The 21,938-nt window shown below is 30.4% G+C and carries 28 protein-coding genes and 1 pseudogene; all 29 read left to right on the plus strand.

What is annotated here, in order from left to right:
- Positions 1–207: 207 nt before the first annotated feature.
- The 29 genes and pseudogenes from HMPREF0216_RS13025 (at position 208) to HMPREF0216_RS17960 (ending at position 21,870) form a co-directional block, all read left to right on the plus strand.
- A complete protein-coding gene (locus tag HMPREF0216_RS13025) occupies positions 208–423 on the plus strand; it encodes a hypothetical protein (RefSeq protein ID WP_005215058.1) in 216 nt (71 codons plus the stop codon).
- Positions 424–491: 68 nt separating this feature from the next.
- Positions 492–1,169 (plus strand): BRO-N domain-containing protein, encoded by a 678-nt coding sequence (locus tag HMPREF0216_RS13030; RefSeq protein WP_005215061.1) that lies wholly within the window; start codon positions 492–494, stop codon positions 1,167–1,169.
- 64 nt (positions 1,170–1,233) lie between these two features.
- A complete protein-coding gene (locus HMPREF0216_RS13035) occupies positions 1,234–1,422 on the plus strand; it encodes a hypothetical protein (protein ID WP_005215062.1) in 189 nt (62 codons plus the stop codon).
- A gap of 81 nt (positions 1,423–1,503) precedes the next feature.
- Positions 1,504–3,279: a PBSX family phage terminase large subunit gene (locus tag HMPREF0216_RS13040; protein ID WP_005215064.1), complete on the plus strand. Its 1,776-nt coding sequence runs from the start codon at positions 1,504–1,506 to the stop codon at positions 3,277–3,279.
- 171 nt (positions 3,280–3,450) lie between these two features.
- A complete protein-coding gene (locus tag HMPREF0216_RS16490) occupies positions 3,451–4,023 on the plus strand; it encodes an HNH endonuclease (protein ID WP_051040722.1) in 573 nt (190 codons plus the stop codon).
- A 157-nt stretch (positions 4,024–4,180) separates the two neighbouring features.
- Positions 4,181–4,450 (plus strand): annotated as a pseudogene (locus HMPREF0216_RS13050) (terminase large subunit); the annotation flags it as partial.
- Positions 4,451–4,498: 48 nt separating this feature from the next.
- Entirely contained in the window at positions 4,499–5,860 is a 1,362-nt protein-coding gene (locus HMPREF0216_RS13055) for a phage portal protein (protein WP_242824728.1), read from the plus strand.
- 12 nt (positions 5,861–5,872) lie between these two features.
- The gene (locus HMPREF0216_RS13060; protein ID WP_005215073.1) at positions 5,873–7,063 is read left to right on the plus strand and encodes a phage minor capsid protein; all 1,191 of its coding nucleotides are present in this window, start codon (positions 5,873–5,875) and stop codon (positions 7,061–7,063) included.
- Positions 7,060–7,185 (plus strand): hypothetical protein, encoded by a 126-nt coding sequence (locus tag HMPREF0216_RS17955; protein ID WP_005215077.1) that lies wholly within the window; start codon positions 7,060–7,062, stop codon positions 7,183–7,185. The genes HMPREF0216_RS13060 and HMPREF0216_RS17955 overlap by 4 nt, the downstream gene beginning before the upstream one ends.
- Positions 7,186–7,290: 105 nt before the next feature.
- Positions 7,291–7,884, plus strand: a complete 594-nt coding sequence (locus tag HMPREF0216_RS13065; protein WP_005215079.1) for a phage scaffolding protein — start codon at positions 7,291–7,293, stop codon at positions 7,882–7,884.
- Positions 7,885–7,908: 24 nt separating this feature from the next.
- Positions 7,909–8,799, plus strand: coding sequence for a hypothetical protein (locus HMPREF0216_RS13070; protein ID WP_005215083.1), 891 nt, complete (start codon positions 7,909–7,911; stop codon positions 8,797–8,799).
- Positions 8,800–8,809: 10 nt separating this feature from the next.
- Positions 8,810–9,067, plus strand: a complete 258-nt coding sequence (locus HMPREF0216_RS13075) for a hypothetical protein (protein ID WP_005215086.1) — start codon at positions 8,810–8,812, stop codon at positions 9,065–9,067.
- Positions 9,068–9,083: 16 nt separating this feature from the next.
- On the plus strand, positions 9,084–9,425 hold the full coding sequence (locus HMPREF0216_RS13080; RefSeq protein ID WP_005215087.1) for a head-tail connector protein: 342 nt from the start codon (positions 9,084–9,086) through the stop codon (positions 9,423–9,425).
- Between the two features lie 2 nt (positions 9,426–9,427).
- A complete protein-coding gene (locus tag HMPREF0216_RS13085; protein WP_005215089.1) occupies positions 9,428–9,862 on the plus strand; it encodes a DUF6751 family protein in 435 nt (144 codons plus the stop codon).
- Positions 9,862–10,218, plus strand: a complete 357-nt coding sequence (locus HMPREF0216_RS13090) for a minor capsid protein (protein ID WP_005215090.1) — start codon at positions 9,862–9,864, stop codon at positions 10,216–10,218. The genes HMPREF0216_RS13085 and HMPREF0216_RS13090 overlap by 1 nt, the downstream gene beginning before the upstream one ends.
- On the plus strand, positions 10,215–10,643 hold the full coding sequence (locus HMPREF0216_RS13095; RefSeq protein WP_005215091.1) for a hypothetical protein: 429 nt from the start codon (positions 10,215–10,217) through the stop codon (positions 10,641–10,643). The genes HMPREF0216_RS13090 and HMPREF0216_RS13095 overlap by 4 nt, the downstream gene beginning before the upstream one ends.
- Positions 10,644–11,126 carry a hypothetical protein gene (locus HMPREF0216_RS13100; protein WP_005215093.1) on the plus strand — a complete coding sequence of 161 codons (483 nt, stop codon included), beginning with the start codon at positions 10,644–10,646 and terminating at the stop codon, positions 11,124–11,126.
- A gap of 12 nt (positions 11,127–11,138) precedes the next feature.
- Positions 11,139–11,480 (plus strand): DUF6673 family protein, encoded by a 342-nt coding sequence (locus tag HMPREF0216_RS13105; RefSeq protein WP_005215094.1) that lies wholly within the window; start codon positions 11,139–11,141, stop codon positions 11,478–11,480.
- Positions 11,480–12,076 carry a bacteriophage Gp15 family protein gene (locus HMPREF0216_RS13110; RefSeq protein ID WP_005215096.1) on the plus strand — a complete coding sequence of 199 codons (597 nt, stop codon included), beginning with the start codon at positions 11,480–11,482 and terminating at the stop codon, positions 12,074–12,076. Before HMPREF0216_RS13105 ends, HMPREF0216_RS13110 begins: the two co-directional genes overlap by 1 nt.
- A gap of 56 nt (positions 12,077–12,132) precedes the next feature.
- Entirely contained in the window at positions 12,133–12,549 is a 417-nt protein-coding gene (locus HMPREF0216_RS13115; RefSeq protein WP_005215097.1) for a hypothetical protein, read from the plus strand.
- 56 nt (positions 12,550–12,605) lie between these two features.
- Positions 12,606–13,133, plus strand: coding sequence for a hypothetical protein (locus tag HMPREF0216_RS13120; protein WP_005215098.1), 528 nt, complete (start codon positions 12,606–12,608; stop codon positions 13,131–13,133).
- 152 nt (positions 13,134–13,285) lie between these two features.
- A complete protein-coding gene (locus HMPREF0216_RS13125; RefSeq protein WP_040419925.1) occupies positions 13,286–13,843 on the plus strand; it encodes an NUMOD4 motif-containing HNH endonuclease in 558 nt (185 codons plus the stop codon).
- A gap of 213 nt (positions 13,844–14,056) precedes the next feature.
- Entirely contained in the window at positions 14,057–16,264 is a 2,208-nt protein-coding gene (locus HMPREF0216_RS17785; RefSeq protein ID WP_147576271.1) for a phage tail protein, read from the plus strand.
- Positions 16,261–17,106, plus strand: coding sequence for a phage distal tail protein (locus tag HMPREF0216_RS16500; RefSeq protein ID WP_005215103.1), 846 nt, complete (start codon positions 16,261–16,263; stop codon positions 17,104–17,106). Before HMPREF0216_RS17785 ends, HMPREF0216_RS16500 begins: the two co-directional genes overlap by 4 nt.
- A 12-nt stretch (positions 17,107–17,118) precedes the next feature.
- The gene (locus HMPREF0216_RS13140) at positions 17,119–17,739 is read left to right on the plus strand and encodes a hypothetical protein (RefSeq protein ID WP_005215105.1); all 621 of its coding nucleotides are present in this window, start codon (positions 17,119–17,121) and stop codon (positions 17,737–17,739) included.
- Complete coding sequence (locus tag HMPREF0216_RS13145) at positions 17,718–18,866, plus strand: siphovirus ReqiPepy6 Gp37-like family protein (RefSeq protein WP_005215106.1); 1,149 nt, start codon at positions 17,718–17,720, stop codon at positions 18,864–18,866. Before HMPREF0216_RS13140 ends, HMPREF0216_RS13145 begins: the two co-directional genes overlap by 22 nt.
- 4 nt (positions 18,867–18,870) lie before the next feature.
- Complete coding sequence (locus HMPREF0216_RS13150; protein ID WP_005215107.1) at positions 18,871–19,260, plus strand: gp53-like domain-containing protein; 390 nt, start codon at positions 18,871–18,873, stop codon at positions 19,258–19,260.
- Between the two features lie 12 nt (positions 19,261–19,272).
- A complete protein-coding gene (locus tag HMPREF0216_RS13155) occupies positions 19,273–19,464 on the plus strand; it encodes a hypothetical protein (protein WP_005215108.1) in 192 nt (63 codons plus the stop codon).
- Positions 19,465–21,870 carry a collagen-like protein gene (locus HMPREF0216_RS17960; protein WP_005215109.1) on the plus strand — a complete coding sequence of 802 codons (2,406 nt, stop codon included), beginning with the start codon at positions 19,465–19,467 and terminating at the stop codon, positions 21,868–21,870.
- The last annotated feature ends 68 nt before the right edge of the window (positions 21,871–21,938 follow it).

The raw sequence follows: 21,938 nt of genomic DNA on the forward strand, positions 1-21,938 counted from the left end.
GAAAAGCAAGGAATAGAGATATAATCTATTACGCAATTCAAAAAGATGGAATAAAACAGGAATAAAAGAGGAATAAATACATTGAAAAAATGTGCTATTATAAGTATATGAACGAAATCAGTTAACCCCCTTTTATAAATATGTATTAATAAAAAGCATCTACCTTTCACGTAGGTGCTTTTTTATATGTAAGTGAGGTGAGAATATATGGAGAAAGAATATTTAATATTAAAATGCAATAACAAAAAATGTAATAAAACAACTATTGTCTTATTAAGAGAAGTAGATTTTAAAGGGTTCTTAGTATGTTCTCATTGCTCAAGTAAAAAGGTAAAAGTGGTAGGAAGTACAGATGATGCTCGAGAATGCATGGGACATGCAGTTTACAAAAGAGAAAAAGGTGCTATGAAGCAAATAAGGTAATATCAGTATCTACCAATAATGGTAGGTGCTTTTTTTATACATAAAAATATAAAAGGAGTTGTTGTAGTATGTTAAAAGTTCTATTAGAAAAGAATGTTAGAATGATATGGTCAAATAATGGAAATGAAGTTTGGTTTAGTGCAAATGATGTTGCTGATGAATTAGGAGTAATTAATATAAGACAGTTATTGCCGAATATTGATAAAGAGTATAAAAGGAAATTTAAAGAATCAGATGTATATAAAGTATACAACCGAAACTTTGAATCACCTTTGAATAATAGAGGAGAGCTATTTATTTCAGAGGAGGCAGTTTATAATATTTCATTTAGAAGTAATAAGCCAGAAGCTAAACTATTTACTAAGTGGGTAAGTACTGTATTAAAACAAATAAGAGTAAATGGTTATTATATAGCAAATGAAAAAGATGAGCAGTGGATAGGAATAAGAACGGACAGTAAAAGAACTAGAAGAGAGTTTACTGATGAAGTTCAGGAGTTTGTTCATTATGCGATTAAGCAAGGAAGTAATAAACCTAATATGTACTATATGCATTTTACAAAGTTAGTAAATGAAAAGTTAGGAATACCTAAAGGGACTAAAAGAGAAGATTTAGATCAAGGTATTTTAATGGATATAATGGCTTTGGAAAGAGTAATGTCAATGAAATTACCTAAGCTTATTAATAAAGAAATGAATTATAAAGAAATTTATAAAGAGATAAAGAAACTAATTGAAATAATATAGTTATAGATTAACATAAAGTAATAAAAAAATACTATGTTTAATAAAATAACATAGGGGTGAATATATGGGTTGGCATAAATACAAAAATAAATCTGGCTATTATTACAGAGGAAGAACCAAATCAGGTAAATACTACACTAAGGGAACAGGTAGTAGTGGGCTTGATGGTACATTAGGAATATTTGAGATTATATTATTAATTGTATTTTTTATATTTTTATATAAAGTATTTAAGCCATATTTTTATTGGTGAATAATAACTAGTATAATTCTAAGAACTCATATTTATGGGTTCTTTTTATTTTATATTTATTAGGCAGGTGGTGTATATGTAATGGCTAGAGTAAGAAGTCCAGCAAGGGACGAAGCGTTTGAGATTTATAAAAAACATAATGGTAATATAGATTTAGTTGAAATAGCTAAGATATTATCACTATCACCAGGAACGATTAGAGGATGGAAAGCTAAGGATAAATGGGATAGTGAATTAAACGGAACGCTCCAAAAGAATAGGGAACGTTCCAATAAAAAAGTTAATAAAAAATGTAGTAAGAAAGAGCCTATTGCAGATGAAGTTAAAGAGGTACTAGAGAATACTGAATTAACTGAAAAGCAACGACTCTTTTGTATTTATTACATTGAGAACTTTAATGCAACTAAAGCATATAAAAAAGCTTATGGTTGTAGTTATGATACAGCTAAGGTTGAAGGATGTAAAAGTCTAACAAAACCTAACATCAAAAAAGAAATACAAAGGCTAACTAAAGAGTGCTTAGAAGAGGAAGAAGTAGAGGCTAAGTTACTAAATAAAAGATTATTTGAAACTTATATGAAAATAGCATTTAGCGATGTAACTGACTATTTAAGCTTTGGTAGAAAAGAAATAAAAGTATTTTCAGATGATGGACCAGAAACAATAGAAGTTAACTATGTAGACTTTAAGGAAAGCACAGAAGTTGACGGGAGTATAATTAGTGAAATTAAGCAAGGAAAAGATGGAGTAAGCATTAAATTACAAGACAAAATGAAGGCCATGCAATGGTTAGATACTCACTATGGAGAAGGAACACCTGAACAACAAGCTAAAATTGATAAGTTAAAAGCTGAAACATTAAAACTTAATCCACCAGAAGCTATTATTGATGGAAAACCATTTGAATTACCAGCAAGAGTAATAGCTCCACCTTACTTAGCAGCTTTATATGATATTGAAGATAAAGAACATAGGGAATATATATTTTATGGTGGAAGAGGTTCTACTAAATCGAGTTTTGTTGGTTTAGAGATAATTAACCTTATAAAGAAAAATCCAACTATGCATGCTTTAGCTTGTAGGCAAGTATCAAATACACTTAAGGATTCTGTTTATAATCAAATTAAGTGGGCAATAAGTGCTTTAGATTTAGATGATGAGTTCTACTGTACAGTATCTCCAATTGAAATAACCTATAAACCAACTGGACAAAAGATTTTCTTTAGAGGTGCAGATGATCCTACAAAGATAAAATCTATAAAACCACCATTCGGTTACATTGGTATACTCTGGCTAGAGGAACTGGATCAATTTGCAGGACCTGAAGCAGTAAGAAGTATCGAACAGTCAGCAATCCGTGGCGGTGATGATGCTTATATATTTAAATCATTTAACCCACCTAAGACAGCTAATAACTGGGCAAACAAATATATTAAAATACCAAAAGACAATCAGTATCAGCTTCATACAACTTACTTAGATGTTCCTAAGAAATGGTTAGGTAAAACATTTATAGAAGAGGCAGAACATTTAAAAGAAGTAAACTACACTGCTTATGAGCATGAATACTTAGGTATTGCTAATGGTAATGGTGGTAATGTATTTGATAATGTTGTTATTAGAGAAATTAGTGATGATGAAATTAAAGTATTTGATAGAATTTATCATGGAGTTGACTGGGGATATTATCCTGATAAATATGCTTATACAAAGAGCTACTTTGATGCAGCTAGAAGAAAGCTTTATATATTTGATGAGTATTGCTGCAATAAAAAATCTAATAAAGAAACTTATACTGAATTAGTAGAAAATCATGGAGTAACACCTAACGATCTAATTATTTGTGATAGTGCTTAATGGTTAGGCACTTAACTTGGTTAATTGCTGGAAACCCCTAAAGCTTTAAGTACCTAAATGGTAACAATCTTAAAGATAATACAATGGGCAATCAGCAGCAATGTTATAATTTTTTTTGTTTTATGCAATAACTGTATCGCAATATGGTATAATTATATTGAGGTGGTTAGTATGAAACAAATAAATAAAATTAAAGGATTCGAAGATGTTAAAGATGGATATTATATTCTTAAAAATGGTAAAGTATTAAGTTACTGTGATTTGCATGGAGGGCTAAAAAAAGAGCCTAAAGAACTAAAACAATATAAAAAAACTGGTGGTTATTTAAATGTGGCATTAGTTTTGAATACTAATAAAGTTAGTTATGTAAGGGTCCATAGATTGGTAGCTGGAGCATTTATACCAAATGTGGAAAACAAACCGTATGTGAATCATATAGATGAAAACAGAGAAAATAATGATGTTAGTAATCTAGAGTGGGTTACACCAAAAGAAAATAATTTACATTCTTTAAGTAAAGAAGTATATGTTTATGATTTAGACGGCAATTTGATTAAAATTTATAGCCATTCAAGAGAGTGTGTAGAAGATGGGTTTAATCAAGGGCATGTATGTGCTTGTGCTAGAGACGAAGAAAGAAGCCATAAAAAACATATATTTAGTTATAAACCTTTAAATATAAATGACATTGTTCAACGACTATCGAAACCATACTATCTAAAAAAAGATAGTAGAAGGAAGTAGAGTACATTCAAGTGAATGGAAACGCCAAGCAATAAAAGACCTTAACGGTCTTTTTTTATTGAAGATATAGTCTAGACTTATATGAAAGTATAAGCAGTTCGTAAGAGAACGGCATAAGCTTAACGAACTTATGTGAATAAAATAGGAACCAAAATCAGTAGGAGATTATAAATCTTATGGATTATTTGCTAGAGGGGCAGAGAAAGGCCCTGATAGTGTTAATTATTCTATGAAATGGTTACAATCATTAACTGAAATTATTATTGACAATAAAAGAGCTCCTAACTGTGCTGAAGAATTTATGGATTATGAGTATGAGAGAGATAAAAATGGTGATGTTATTAGTGGATATCCTGATAAAAACAACCATTGTATTGATTCAGTACGCTATGCCTTAAATAACATTTGGAAGAAGAGAGGGCAATAAATAATGTTTGAGAAATTTAAAGGTTTTATACAAAAGGTGGTGAATAAGATGTTTAATAAAGGAACTATACAAGAAGCTTTAAAAGTAGATGTAGCTGTAAGTAATGAAATGGCTAATGCTATAGATTTATGGAGTATGATATATGAAAATAAAGCACCTTGGTTAAATAATAATGTTAAATCATTAAACTTAGGAGCCACAATTGCAAGTGAAGTAGCTAGAATGGTTACTATAGAATTTAAGTCAGAAATAACTAAGAATGACTATTTAAATGATCAATACCAAAGAGTATTAAAAGATTTAAGGCGATATGTAGAATATGGTTGTGCTAAAGGTGGTTTAGTGTTTAAACCATATATAAATGGGGAAGAGATAGCAGTTGATTATGTACAGGCTGATAGATTTTATCCAACTCAATATAACTCTAAAGGTGAAGTTACTGCAGCTGTATTCTTAGAACAAAAGATAGAAGGTAAGAAAACTTACACTAGGCTTGAATATCATGAGTTAAATAATAATGAATATATAATTAATAACACTGCATATGTAAATGAAACAGCTTTAATAGGAAATAATAGCAATGGAGATTTAGGGAAGCCAATAGCACTAACTGAAGTTGATGAATGGGCAAGTTTAGAACCATCAACAACTATAACAAATGTTAACAAACCGTTATTTGCTTATTTTAAGATACCATTTGCAAATACAATTGATTTTAGTTCTCCTTTAGGAACTTCTATTTATTCTAGGAGTATTGATTTAATAAAACAAGCTGATGAGCAATGGGGCAGAATACTATGGGAATATGAAGGTAGTGAATTAGCTATAGATGTTGATGTAACTTCATTTAGAAAAGATGAACATGGCAATTTAAATATTCCGCAAGGAAAAGAAAGATTGTATAGAAGAATAGATCTTGATGATAATAATAGTAAATGGAATGTATTTTCACCTGCTATAAGGGATTCAGCTTACTTAAATGGACTTAATAATATTCTTAAAAGAATAGAGTTTAATTGTGGTTTATCTTATGGAACAATTAGTGATCCACAGGAAGTAGATAAAACTGCTACTGAAATAGTTAGTTCTAAACAAAGAATGTACTCTACAGTAAATGATATTCAAGGAGCATTAGAAAATGCATTAGATAATTTGATTTATGCCATGAGCGTTTGGGCAAAGCTAGCAAAATTCTCTATGGATAAATATGAAGTTTCATATAACTGGGATGATAGCATTGTAGTTGATAAAGATACTGAATTATCAAGTATGCAAGCTGATGTTGCATCAGGTATTATTAGACCAGAACTTTATATCATGAAGAAGTATGGTGTAACAGAAGAAGAGGCTATTAAGATGATGCCTAAAGTAGAGAATACATTAACTAAATCACCTTTTGATGAGGAATAGAGGTGTTAACTTATGGCTTTAACTCCAAAACAACTTCAAAATATTCCTGAAAATATAGTTCAGCTTTATAGAGATTTAGAAGAATTTATCATTGATGATATTGCTAGAAGAATAGCTAAAACTGGGCAGCTTACTGAAACTGCTAAATGGCAACTAGAAAGAGCTAAAGATTTATCTATGGATAATATAGAAAAGGAAATATTAAAAACTTTAGAGTTATCTAATAAAGAAGTTGAAGAAACATTAAAACAAAGTGCTTTAACTTCAATACAGGCTGAGAATAAAATCTATGAAGAGGCAGTTAAGAAACAGATTAAGATAAAAGGTAACAGTAATCTTGAAAAATTATTAGAAGCAGCAATAAAGCAAACAAAAGGAGAACTTAAGAATATAAGTCAATCTTTAGGATTTGCTCAGATTATAAATGGAAAGATAGTTTATAAAGATATAGCAAAGTTTTATCAAGATAGTGTAGATTTAGCACTTATGCAAGTTAATAGTGGTGTTTTAAATTCAAATGAAGCTATTAAACAAGCTGTTAAGAAATTAGCTGATAGTGGGTTAAGGACTGTTGATTATGAGAATGGTTGGAGCAATCGAGTTGATGTTGCTGTAAGAAGAGCAGTAGTAACTGGAAGTAATCAGATGTGTCATAAAATGACTGAGTTAACCATGAAAGAATTAGAGTGTGAGTTTGTAGAAACTACAGCTCATGCAGGAGCAAGACCAGATCATCAAGAATGGCAAGGACAAGTTTTCTGTTATAAAGGTAAGAGTGACAAATATCCTGATTTTGTAGAGAAAACTAGATATGGTTATGGAGATGGACTTGGAGGATATAACTGCAGACATAGTTTTTATCCATTTTTTCCTGGAATAAGCAAAAGAGCTTATAGTAAACAACATCTTAACAATATAGATCCAGAACCATTTGAATATGATGGTAAAACTTATACTTACTATGAAGCACTTCAACGCCAAAGGAAGTTAGAAACTAATATAAGGCAAAAGAAAAGAGAACTTATAGGATATAATGCAGCAGGATTAAAAGATGATTTTAATAATAGCAGTATTGCATTAAATAGGCTTAAGAATGAATATAAAGCATTTTCTAATGCAGGAGATTTAACTGTAAGAAATGATTTAATACAAGTATATAAATATGGACAAAGTATATCTCAAAAAGTAAGGAGAAGCAAATGAGATTTATAGAAAAATTTAAACAAATATTTAATACTAAAAATCATAAACATGAAATAGAGTATCAAAAAGGCTTTGGTTACAGGTGTAAATGGTGTGGAAAACCTAAATCACAATGTAATTAAGGTCTTTTATTATGCTTAAAAACTGACCTACCTTACAAGTCGTTAAACTGTAAAAGGCAATATGAGAAGCGACCTCGTAAAAAGCGTAATTGGAGGAGAGAAAATATGCAAAGAAAATTTTTAGAAGAGTTAGGTTTAGAGAAAGAAGTTATTGATAAGATAATGGCTGAAAATGGAGCTGATATTGAAAAGCAAAAGAAGGCTACAGAAAAAGCTACTCAGGACCTAGAAAAGTACAAAGCAGAAAATGAGGGCTTAAAAACTCAATTAAGTGAGGCAAACACTCAAATTCAATCATTTAAGGAAATGGACATTGATGGTATTAAGGCTAGTGCTGAAGAATGGAAAACAAAATATGAAACAGATACTAAAGCTCTTAATGACAAGATTGCAGCTAAAGATTATGACTATGCTATTAAGGACTTCATGAGCAACTATAAATTTATTGATGATGATGTTAAAGAAACAGTAATCAATAAGTTTAAAGCTAAGGAATTTAAGCTAGAAGAAGGAAAATTCTTAGGCGGTGAGGACTTTATGAAGGAATATAAAGAAAATCATAAATCTTTATTTGTATCAGATGAACCACAAGATCCAATTCCTGAAATAGTTAAACCTACTGGAGGAAGCAATCCGCCAGGAGATACAAATCCGTTTAAATTTAATTTTATGGGTGTAAGGCCTGTAAATAAAGAATAATAAAAAGAAAGAAGGTATTAAATTATGACAGCATTAAATTATGCAAAAGAATATTCACAAGCATTAGCACAAGCATTCCCTTATGCACTTTATTTTGGAGCATTATACAAAACTCCTAACAATGGTAGATATAAATGGACTGGAGCAAAGACAATAGAAATTCCAACTATATCAACTACAGGAAGGGTTGATGCCGATAGGGATACTATTGGAAATGCAGCAAGAAACTACAATAATGCTTGGGAAACTAAAGTATTAGAAAATCAAAGAAAATGGAGTACATTAATTCATCCAGCGGATATTGACCAAACTAACTATGTAACTTCAATAGCTAATATTACTCAAGTTTATAATGAAGAGCAAAAGTTCCCTGAAATGGATGCATATACAGTATCAAAGATATATGCAGATTGGACAGGACAAAGTAAAACAGCATCTACTACTGTATTAACAGAAGATAATGTATTAGCTGAATTTGATGCTTTAATGGAAAAAATGGATGAAGCTAGAGTGCCAGTAACAGGAAGAATACTTTATGTTACTCCAGCTATAAACACATTAATAAAAAATGCTAGGCAAATAACAAGAATAATTAATGTTGAAACAGCTGGATCTACAATAAATAGAAAAGTATCTAGAATTGATGAAGTTGAAATAATTGCAGTTCCATCAACATTAATGAAAACTGCATATGACTTTACTACTGGTTGGAAAGCTGGTGGAAGTGCTAAACAAATACATATGTTATTAGTACATCCAATAGCAGTAATTACACCTGTATCTTATCAATTTGCACAATTAGATGAACCATCTGCAACTACAGAAGGTAAATACTACTACTATGAGGAGTCTTTTGAAGATGTATTTATATTAAATAAAAAGGCTGATGCAATTCAATTTGTTGTAGAAGCTTAGGGGGTCCAGTATGGCTATAGTAATTAAGAAAAATAAGGAGCTTATAGTAGCTGATGAAAAGTTACAAGAGTTCATAGACATGGGCTATACTCAAATTGATGAAAAAGGAAAAGTTATAAAAGCTGGAAAAGTTAATACAATAGCAGCATATCAAGCTGAAAATACTCAACTTAAAGAGGAAATAGATAAGCTGAAAGCTGAAAATATTAAATTAAAAAAGGAATTAGAAAGTAAAGATCAAGAAAAGAAGTCTAAAGGAAAGGCTTAATTAGTAGGAGGTATTTATGGCTGCAGTAGTAGATTATGAGTATTATTCAGTTAACTATGGAGGTGATGAAATGCCTCCTATGAAGTTTTATGCTCTAGAAATTAGAGCTAGAAAGTATATAGATAGCATGACTTTCAATAGAATTGATTATTCAAAGAGAGTTATGGAAGAAGTTAAATTAGCTATATGTGCTGTTGTTAGTGTTATTAATAAGCATGATAGTAAACAAATAGTATCTGAAAAGACTGGTGATAATTCAGTAACATACGTTACTTCTAATATATCAAAGGAGAAGGAAATGTATAAAGAGGTAAAAATGTACTTAGCTGATACAGGCCTTTTATTTAGGGGGATATAGCTATGATTACAAATGCAGATATAACACTTTATAACAAATATTATGATGAAGAGGATAAATGCAATAAATACAAAAGAAGTTATCTTAGGGATGTAAATTATAGAAGTAGTTATGGAACTACTACATCAAGTAAATCTATTAATAATAATGATGAAAATATAATTTATATACCTTTCAGCGTTTATTCTGAAGATAAGGAATATATAAAACCTAAGGCATATGAAAAATTGATAGATAGTGAAAAAGATAATTATTTTACATTAAATGATGGAGATATTATTGTAAAAGGAATTATAGATTTTGAGTTAACTAATGAAAAAGGTAATAACTTAAAATCTCTTAATGAGTTTTATGATGATGTATCTACAGTAAACAATGTAAAAACTTATGATTGTGGAAGTGATCACATGAAACACTGGAAGGTGGTGTGTAGTTAATGACTACTAAAGTAACTATTAATATAGATCCAACTCAAAAAATATTATTAAAAAGGAAACTTAACAATAATGGACAGGCTCAATTATTGTTTACAAATGATATTGCAAGATTAAGTGAACCTTATGTACCACTTCAAGGTGGAGACTTAAAGGATAAGAAAATTATAAGTAATAGTAAAATAACTTATAATATGCCTTATGCTAGAAAACAGTATTTTACTAATGCTGGATCAGGTAAAGAGGGAACTGGCAAGGGTGGTTTAAGGGGCAAGCTTTGGGTAAAAAGATGTTGGGCAGATAAAGGAAAAGATATTTGTAAAAGTGTGGCTCAGTTCGTGGGAGGTAGGTCAGAATGATAATAAAATCATTAAGAGACTATATATCACAATGTCCGTATCTTTATGAGTTTAATAAAGGAATAAACATAGATTATCTTGATAATGATTCTACTACTTATTCTATTGAAGAGGTACCATGTGAGCCAATTATAAAGCAATACATTAATGGTGATACAAAAAGACAATATGATTTTATATTTGCTAGTAGAGAAAGTTATGGCGCAGATGTATTTCAAAATATTGAGAACAGTGGTTTTTATGAGGACTTTTCAAGCTGGATAGAGGAAGAAAGCTCAAAAGGTAATTTACCAAGTTTAGAAGGGAATAGAGAATCACTAGAAATAAGGGTATCTACAACAGGGTATGCATTTCAAACTGATGATAACAGTGCGAGATACCAAATACAATTAAAATTAATTTATTTTCAAAAAGGAGGATTTTAAATGAGTATTAGAAAACGTAAAGTACAAGCCAACTACATGAAGATTGGAGAAACTTTTGAGTTATTAGGGACAGGATTTACAGAATTAAATGAAAGTCCAAGTGCTCAAACAACTTCTAAGAGGTATGTTAATCAATCTAGCGCTAGTCAAAGTGTAACTGGCTATGAGTGGAGTACTTCATTTAATGCGGATCAAATAGTTAGTGAAAACGCTATTGAATATATAAGAAATATAGGAGAAATGCAGCTTACAGGTGCTGATACTGAAACTGAATATATTATAGTTGATTTAGATAAAGAAGCTCAAACTGCTGGATATAGAGCAAGAAAATTTAAGATTGCTATAGCAGTAGATTCATTTGATGATAATGACGGCGAGTTAGGAATTAGCGGAAATTTCTTAGGACAAAGTGATCCAGTTGAAGGAACTTTTGATACTTCAGCAAAAACTTTCAAAGAAGGTTTTACACCTAAGTCAGAATAGGAGGAATATTGAATGATAATTAATGGTGTTGAATTAGAAGATTTAGATATTTATGATGTTGAGGTTGCTGAAAAGTATGAAAAAGTTATTGAGAATATAAATAAAAATCAAAAGTTTGAAGGTTTAAAAGATTCTGTTGTAATAAGAAAGCTATGTGAAGAAATTTTTAATGTATTTAATGAATTGTTTGGAGAAGGTACTGATAGAAAAGTATTTGGTGATAGAGTTAATCTTAAAATTTGTTTAGAAGCATTTGCGAGTTTAACTGATCAAATTAATTCTCAAAAAGAAGAGTTGGAAAATATAGTTTCTAAATATTCTCCTAATAGAGCTCAAAGGCGAGCTAAGAAATAATGAATCTGCTAATTGATTTAGTTCCTGAAACAGTTACTATTGATAATGAAGAGTACGAAATTAATAGTGATTTTCGTACTTCTATTTTATTTGAATTGTTAATGCAAGATAAATCAATAAAAGACAATGATAAAATTTATCTTGCATTAGAACTTTATTATCCTAATATACCTGATGATATTAATTCAGCTATAGAGCAAATATTATGGTTTTATAGATGTGGTAAAGATATAGAATTATCTAAAGGAAAAGGTAAAGGCAAGAGTGACATCCAAATTTACAGCTTTGAACATGATGATGATTATATTTATGCTGCATTTATGGACCAGTATCGAATTGATTTACAGGATATAGAGTATTTGCATTGGTGGAAATTTAAAGCTATGTTTAAATCTTTAAGAGAAGATAATGAAATAGTTAAAATAATGGGATATAGAAGTATTGATTTATCTAAAGTTAAGGATAAAGAAGAGAAATCTTATTATAGAAAAATGAAAGAATTGCATAAAATTCCCGTTTCTCAAAGTGAAAAAGAAAAAATAGATAAAATTAATGAGATACTTCTTAATGGAGGAGACATTTCTAAAATATTGTAATTAAATTAAATTGATGGTATAATATCAATATATTTACAGTTTAAGGAGAAGAAAGTATGAAAAAGATATTAACTTTACTATCAGTGTTTATTTTATCAATAACTATGATAGTTGGATGTAGTAAAGCTGAAGACAAAGTAGTTATGGATGCTGAGGGATATGCTTTAGAATTAGAGAAGGTGGGATTAGACATTTCTGATTTAATAGTATATACGGCTGAAACAGATGAAAATGAATTATTAGGAAGACCAAATCAGTATACGTCAAAAGTAAATTTTGTTAATGGAAGCATTGAAGTATTTGAAAGTGAAAAAGATGTAAAAAGTAGACAAGAATATATTAACTCTATAGGTGAAGCTACACCGATGCTTGCAGAGTATAATTATATTAATGGAAAAGCTTTATTAAGAATTGATAAAAGCTTAACTCCTCAAGAAGCTAAAAAATATGAGGAAGAGTTCATGAAATTATAGTATATATAAGTACTTACGAATAAGTAGGTACTTTTTTTTATTTTGAAGTTAAGGAGGTGATTTATATAAGTGACGGAAAAATAATAATTGATACAGAAATAGACAGTAGTGGGCTAGAGAAAGGAATAAAAAATTTTAATGGCAAGTTAGGAAGTATAGCAAGTACTGCAGTAAAGACATTTGCGAAAGTATCTGCAGCTATGACAACAGCAGCAGCTGGAGCAATAGGAGTATTAACAAAATTATCTGTTGAGCAGTATGCAGAGTATGAACAACTAACTGGTGGGGTTGAAACCTTATTTAAAAATAGTAGCGATAAAGTAATGGAATATGCAAATAATGCATATCAGTCTGCAGGAATGTCTGCTAACGAGTATATGGACACAATAACTGGTTTTGCAGCTTCGCTATTGCAAGGTCTTGGAGGAGATACTGAAAAAGCAGCTCAAATAGGCAATATGGCTGTTGAGGATATGTCTGATAATGCTAATAAAATGGGGACTGCAATTGAACGTATACAGGATGCTTACCAAGGGTTTGCGAAAGCGAATTATACTATGTTAGATAATTTGAAACTGGGTTAACCTAAACAGCTCAGTATAAACCTCGTGAAAACGGTGAAACTCTAAACAAGTAAGGTTGTAGACAATACCGTGGTAAGATTAAAAAGTTGTGTGATATTTCCGATTATATATGATAAAATTAAATTAGCAAATACGTGGTCGGAGGTGTAAATATGGTTTGGAAAAAGATAAAACGAAATGAAAATTATTCTATCAATGAATTAGGAGAAGTCAGAAATGACTTAACTGGTAAAATTAAAAAACCTACTATAAACAAAAGTAATGGATATTTATGTGTTGACTTGTATATGAACAACAAAAGAACAAAAGAATGTATTCATAGACTTGTTGCAGAGGCTTTTATACCTAATCTTGAAAACAAATTAACAGTTGATCATATAGATGGAGATAGAATTAATAATTCTATTGAAAATCTTAGATGGGCAACATATTCAGAAAATAACTCAAGATTTAATACTAAGGGGGTAAGAAGCCAAAAAGTCAAAGTAACTCACTATATCGAAAAAAGAAAGAAACGTGGTGGTGGGCATGAAGAATGGCTAGATATTGATAATGTAATGTATTTTGATAGAATAAGTGATGTAGCTGAATATTTTAATTTAACTATTAGTAATATTTCTTTATTGCTAAAGGAAGGTAATATTGGTAGAAGAGGAAAAACAAGAGGTTACAAATTTGAATATTTAGATGGCAAACGAGCAACATTTTAATAAACTGTAACGACTATCGAAACAGAAAAGAGAACCATAATAGGTTCTTTTTTTAATGGAGTAGAGTACATTCAAGTGAATGGAAGTGCGAGGGTTATAGAGATATAACAAGATATAGTCTGAACTATATAGAAATATATAGCAGTTCATAAGAGAACGAATATAGAGTAACGACCTATATTGAACATTATGTATGGTGGTACAAAAACAGAAATGGAAAGGCTTTTAGCTGATGCTCAAAAAATTAGTGGTGTTAAATATGACATTAGCAATTTTAATGACATAATAGAAGCTATACATGTAATTCAAACTGAAATGGGCATAACTGGAACTACTGCAAAAGAAGCTGCATCTACTATTGAAGGTAGTTTGAATATGACTAAGTCAGCATGGACTAATTTATTAACAGGTATGGCTGATGATAATTCTAATTTTGATGTATTAGTACAAAATTTAGTTAACAGTTTAGGATCTCTAGCTGAAAATTTATTACCACGTGTAAAAATAGCAATAGAAGGTATTGGAGAATTACTTAGAACACTATTACCGAAAGTTTTAGATGAAATTCCAGAAATAATGGCCTCCTTGTTCCCAGAATCAATGCAAGAAGATATAAAAATTATATTTGAGGGTATAGTTGAAGCAATAAAAACTACAGTTAATTTTGCTATACAGTGGATTCCTAAAATAACAGAAGGCTTTGCTTGGTTTCTTGAAAATTCAAGTACAATAGTTGGAGGAATATTAGCTATTTCAGCTGCAATAGCAGGATTTAAGGTTGGGGCTATGATAACAAAAGTAATTAAATCATGGCAAGAAGCTCAGCTAGCTTTAGCTTTATACGGAATGTCTGCTGAAGGAGTAACAATAAAGCAAGGTGTTATGAATGGAGTTTTTACAGCGTGGGAAACACTAGTTGCATTATTTACAGGTAAAATAAGTTTAGCTACTGTTGCAACAACATTATGGTCAAAGGCCCAAAGTGTTTTAAATGCTGTGATAACAGCGAATCCTATAGGTATTTTAATTGCTGGAATAACAGCTTTAGTTGTAGGAATTGTATATCTTTGGAATACAAATGAAGGGTTTAGAAATGCAATTATTAAGGCTTGGAATGCTATAAAAGAAGCAGGAATTGATGCATGGAACAGGTTATTAAAATTTTTTACAGAAGATATTCCAAAAGCTTGGGACAGTGTAGTCACATTTTTTAAGGGTATACCAGATTGTTTTAAAGAAATTTGGAGTAAAATAACAGATACTTGTAAAGAGTGGGGGAATAATATTTCAAATTTCTTTGTTGAATTGTGGAATGGTATTTTAGATATTATAAAGCAATGGGGATATAATATAAAAAACTTCTTTACTGAAACTGTACCAACTATAATACAAAATGTTATAACTTGGTTTGAAGAACTGCCTTATAAAATAGGGTATATTTTGGGTGCTTTATTAGGTACAGTTATTAAAGGCTGGGTAAATATATTTAATTATTTTGCTGAAAATATACCTTTATGGATTGAAAAAATTTCAAACTGGTTCAGTGAGTTACCAGGTAAGATCTGGACTTGGTTAGTTGAAAGTTATAATAAAATATCTCAATGGGGAACAGATACCTGGAACAAAGCTATAGAAATAGGAACTAATTTCTTAAATAGTATAATTCAATTCTTTAGTCAGTTGCCAGGAAAGATATGGACTTATTTAATTAATACTTATAACAAAGTGGTCAGCTGGGGAAGCAATATTTATTCTAAAGCTTCTGAAGTTGGAAGTAATTTTATAAACAATATAATAAATTGGTTCAAACAATTACCTGGACAAATATCTACTTGGTTAAGTAATACAATAGCTAAAGTATCTGAATTTGCAACAAATTTAGGAAATAAAGCATTAGAAGCCGGTAAAAATATGGTTAACAACATAATAGATGCAGTTAAAAATTTACCTTCACAAATGGCTAGTATAGGTTCTTCTATAGTTGAAGGGGTATGGAATGGGATAACTTCAATGGGTTCATGGATAGCTGATAAAGTTAGTGGATTCTTTGGAGGTATAGTAGATGGAGCTAAAAAAGCTTTAAAAATAAACTCACCTTCAAAAGTTTTTCGTGATCAAGTAGGGAAATCTATACCTGAAGGTGTTGCAGATGGTATTGAAAAGGGGATGCCAGAGGTTGACAGGCAAATAGATATTAATAGTCGTGAGATGGTTAATAGAATGAAAGCTACAGTAAACTTTGAACATTCAAGAGCTATTCCAACAAGTGTATCCAATATAAATACTAGAAATATCAGTAGTGTAACTAATAACAACGATAATGGAGTTACTCAAAATATCAATATAAATCAACCTGTTAAATCTCCTAGTGAGATTGCTAGAGAAATAAGAAAAGTAGGAAGGGAGCTTGCATTCGTATGATAAATACTAAATTTTTAACATTAACATTAGAGTCTAATGGTGAAGTTTTAGAGCTTGGAAACAATGAATACAAGCTTCTAGAAGTACATGGATTAGAAGCTAGTGATTATGATGTTAACGTAACTGAACATTATAGTGGAATAGGTGGGTATGTAAAGAATAAAAAAATTCTACCTAGAGAAATATATTTTACTGCTGATTGTATGGATTGGAATTCTTGTGAAGAGCAAAGACAAAGATTAATTAAATTCTTTAATCCTTTAAATAGTGGAACTGTTAAAGTTAACTACTGTGGTATTGAAAGATATATAAATTATGAAGTTGAAAGTTTCAAGGATAATAGAACTAATCTTTATGAACAATTAAATTTTACTGTTTATATTATTTGCCCAGATCCCTATTTCTATGAAGCTGAGAAGCTTGAAGAGCTAACAACATGGATTGGAGGATTAAATTTCCCACTTAACTTACCTTTTAATTTAAAACAACGTGGTGAAGATAAAAAAAATATATTCAACGATGGTCATGTAGATACTCCGGTAGAAGTTGTTTTTAAAGGTCCAGCTATTAACCCTAAAATAGTTAATCAAACTACAGGCAAGTTTATACAGGTTAATAGAGAATTAACATCTGAGGATACACTATATATTACAACTGCATATAGAAATAAGAAAGTAGAAATTGAGAGAAATGGAATTAGAACAAATGCTTTTAATTACATAGATTTAGATTCTACTTTTTTTAGTTTATCAGTTGGAGATAATCTGATAGAATATTCTACACAAAGCTTAGAGCCACAAGGTGTAAGTATAAAATATAGTCAAAAATACTTAGGAGTATAAGGAGGTGTTATAGTGGGATATGGCTTTTTTAATGGACAAAATGATTATGGACAAGAAGAATTAGCAAGGTATTTTTCTAACATATATGAAAATGGTGTAAATGTTACTGACTCAGATATGGGAATGAAGGTTACAAGGTACTCTAGTACAAGCCTACGTATTGCAGTAGGATTTGCAATAGTTAATGGATATTACTTGTACCAAGACGTTACTAAGTCTATTACAGTTACTAAAAATAGTACTTACGACAGAATAGATAGAGTAGTAGTTAGATTAGATGTTTCTAATATGAAAGTTAGCATAGAATTAAAACAAGGCACCGCAAGCTCTAAACCAACAGCACCAGCTTTAACAAGAACTACATCTGTGTATGAATTAAGTTTAGCTCAAATATATGTAAGTGCTGCAAATGGAATAACTACAGTAACAGATGAAAGATATAATGAAAATTTATGTGGAGCTATTAGACCTAAAAATTTAACAGAGTTTAATGCTATGATGACAGGGTTTAATAGTAGATTTGATACATGGTTTGAGCAACAACAAGGGGAAGGGTGGAGAAATATATATATTCAATCTACAGTTCCAAGTGATGCGATAGAAGGTGCTATATGGAAGCAAGTATTATCATAAGATTTTTTAATAAAAATATGGAGTTTATAGGAGAAGTGGAGGATTTCACTTCTTTTGTTTTCGAACGCAAATGGTTCACTTATTCTAACTTTCAATTAGTTGTTGAAAAGTTTGATAAAGAGTTATTTCAAACTGGCAATTATATTGTAGTTAATAATGATCCTTATAGAGGTGGTCAAATAACTAAAATTAATATAATAGATGATACAGTAACTATAAAGGGGTTTGGAATAGGATTTTGGTTTAATAGCAGAATAACGGTTCCTCCAGCTGGAAAAAGTACATATTCTTTTAATAACTATGCTGAAGACATTCTTTATAATATAGCTTATGTTAATGCTATTAATGCAGAAGATCCTAAACGTAACTTTGAAAACCTATATATTAACTCTAGTAAAGGTAGAGGAAATAAAATAGCTTTTGAAAGTAGATATAAGGTTTTATCTGATGAATTAGAAACAATAGCTAAAACAAGTAAGTTGGGGTGGTGCATCTATTTTGATTATAGGAATAAAAGATTTGTATTTGAAACTTTAGCAGGGGTAGATAAAACGGTAAATCAACAAGATAATCCACCTGTAATATTTTCAAAAAGATACGATAATATAGTTGAAAGAGAATATACAAAAGATATTTCAGGGTGCAAGAATTGTGCAATTGTAGCTGGCCAAGGAGAAGGTGCTGCAAGAGAAATAGTAATTATAAATGATAGTTTAAGTGGATTAGATAGAAAAGAGTTATTTGTAGATGCTAGAGATATTGAAGATGATTCTAACTTAACGGATAGAGGTAAAAGTAAATTAGCTGAAAATACTATTACTGAAAGTTTTGAAGCTACTATAGATACTCAAAATTATAGAATTGACTGGGATTTAGGAGACTTAGTAACTATTTTAGATGATGAAATAGGTGTTATTAGTGATATACAAATAGTAGAAATTAGGGAAATTTATGAAGAAGGTATATTAACTATAGAACCTACTTTTGGAGAGGCTATAAACCAATTTGGAGATAGCTTTAAACAAGCTATTAACAATCCAGTTTATGAAAATACAAAAAGTGTTATATCAACTACTATTCCTAATTCTAAAGGAGTTAAGTGGTTAGAATTGATAGGAGAGGAGTGATAATATGGCTATAAAAAAAGTAAGAGAAAGATTTCATAATGGTGGTACTACTGGAACAGAAGCTGATTATGATGTATTACATTATGAAACTAGTGAGGATATGATTATAGGACAAGTTCAGAATCTAGCTACTACAGGTTATAGAACACTTCCAGGTGGACTTATAATTCAATGGGGAATAGTTGAAGGAGTTACAAACTCATGGAAGACAGTTCGATTCCCGATAGAGTTTCCTAAGGCTAGTATAAGCGTACAGTTACAAGAGTTGAATAATACAGGTGGTGCTACACAAACATATTTACAAGATGCATATGTAGGTAATAAAACATTCTTTACTTGTAAGCATGAAGGAACTACATCTAGAAAATTCTATTGGTTTGCAATAGGATATTAAGGAGGTATTTTTATGTATTTAAGTGGAAATGATAAAGATTTTACGTTCAAACATGAAAAAATTCATGTTATAAGTTCTGATGATGTATTAATTTCTGATGAAATATATAACAGATTCTTTGAATTACAGGAACAAGGAAAACAGTTTATAGTTAAGAATAAACATGGTCAAAACTTTGAAGGAATATTTGAAGAGGTGGTGTAAGTGGCACAATTATTACAAGCTGTTATAGATACACAAAAAAATAATTATAAGAGTATAGGGCAAGTTAACGCTGGTGATACTTTAGAATTAGAATTAGAATTAAGGATGAATGGTAAGCCTATAATTTTTGATAGTATAGAAGCAGAATTATTAATAAAAAAATCTGATAATAATAGAATTAGGCAGACTAAAGATATTATTTATGAAGATGGAAAATTTAAAATTATAGTAGATGAGCAGGGAGTGGCTTATCCAGGCATAACAACTAATCAATTAATTATAAAGGATAGTGGAAGAATTTCTACTGTTCTTTTTTATTTTCAGGTTGGAACAAGCTTAGATAGAGAAATAATTCAAAGCATAAGCAAGATTGAAGTGTTGGAGCAGTTAGATGAATATGTAGTTACTGCTTTTGCTAACTTAGATGAGTATGAAAAAAGGATAATAGCCGGTGATTCAGCTATTAGAAAACTTAATGATGATATGATTGCAGCCGAAAAAGTTAGAGATGCAGCAGAACAGAAAAGAGAAGAGTTTAAGTTGTTATTAGAAAGTAAACTTGAAAATGGAGAGTTTACAGGAGCTACAGGGGAGCAAGGGCCGCAAGGTATTCAAGGTGAAAGAGGATTACAAGGTCCACAGGGAGAAAGAGGATTACAAGGGGAGAAAGGACCACAAGGAGAACAAGGGATACAAGGCCCTCAAGGCCCTAAAGGCGATACACCAGATATGACAGCTTTTGAGGAAAAAATTAATGCGCAATACGAACAAATTAACACAAAGGTAATTTCTGTAGAAGAAAGAGTACAAGCTATAGAAGAAAATGGAGTAGGTGGAGGAAATGCTAATATAGATGATACTACTATTTCTAAAATTTCTACATGGTCTAGTGAAAAAATAGAAGACTTCGTACACACAAATGATGATGTAGTATGGAGTACAGTTCAAGGTGAAAACTTATCTATAGAGTACACTAAAGAAGGATATCTCAGAGAAGTTGAAATATGGGGTAATACTTTGCAGGATGATACTGATAGCGTCAATATTATTCATAGTTTTATAGGTAATTATAATTTAGATACGACTTCGGGTTATACTATGGTGGACAATAACTGTATTTGTACTGATTTTATAGAAATTAACCCAACTGAAAGTTATTATGTACACGGTTCTAGGACAGTTATTGTATGTGCATATGATGAAAATAAGAATTTCATAAGTGGAAAGCAAACAATATCTTATTTAAACCACCCTACTGATGTATCGGCTAGTAATTTTACATTACCTTCTAATGCTAAATACATTAAAGTTAGCATTAGAGATGTGAATACACCGTATCAAATTGTAAAAGGTACTAGTCCATTACCCTATGAACCCTATCATAAAGCTGATTTATCAAATATCCAACATCTAGGTGAGTTATATGTAGATGAAAGCGGGCAACCTATTCTTGATGGTGAAGGTAGAGAACAGTATAAGATTGAGATTGAGAGTAGGAATTTTTATAATGAAGAAGAATTATTAACAATTACACCTAAAACTCATAAAACAACAATTTTATTACCTTGCCAGTTATGCAAAGCTGGTGATGTTGCTGATAGGTTGTTCTGGGATAATGAGAAAGGTAAATATGTTGTTGAGAAGAACCTAAATCAAACGGTTACGTTTAATGGTTCAGAGGATTGGACATTAAATTGGGGTTCAAGTGATAATTATATAGGTTTTAACTTAGAAGGATATATCTCTGATTTTAAACGTTATAGTATGAATTATTTAAATAATAAAATTTTAACAAAGACAGAGTACTCATCTCTGACTACTAAAGATTTTGAGTGGATTTCTTTACATCCAAGTAGAATAGCTTTTAAAGTGGCTAAGAATAGGCTTTCTACGTCTGATTTAGAAGGTATAAAAGCATGGGTAAAAGATCTTTATGTGATATATGAATTAGATACTCCACAATTAATAGAAACAACTATATTAGAAGAAATAAAGCAACCAACTTACAAGGATTTAACTCACTTGTTTGTAACTGGTGGATTAGATGGAACTATAAAAGCTAAAGCACCTTTAGACGGTGGTAAAGCTATACAAAGTTTAGGTGCTAAGAATGTAGCTTTAAATGAGGAAGTTATCACATTAAGTTTAGAAAATGAAGAAATTAAAGAAGTAAATAATACTCAAGACATATTAATAGATACAACAATGATGGCTACAGATGAAGTATATACAATGTTAGAACCCATCTTAGAAATGATACCACAAACTATGTCTTTAGAAAGGAGCGTGAGTAAAATGGTAGATATGTATGTAGCTATGGTACAAAGAGGACTTAAAACAATAGAGCAAGTACCAGCAAGATATAGAGAAGAAGTTAGAGAAATACTTGCAAAATTAGAAAAGTAATTTATAAAAGTAATCTCTGAAAATTTAATAGTATTATATTTACAAAATATGCTATAATTAACTCATAA

This window comes from Clostridium celatum DSM 1785 (assembly GCF_000320405.1).
Lineage (GTDB): Bacteria > Bacillota > Clostridia > Clostridiales > Clostridiaceae > Clostridium > Clostridium celatum.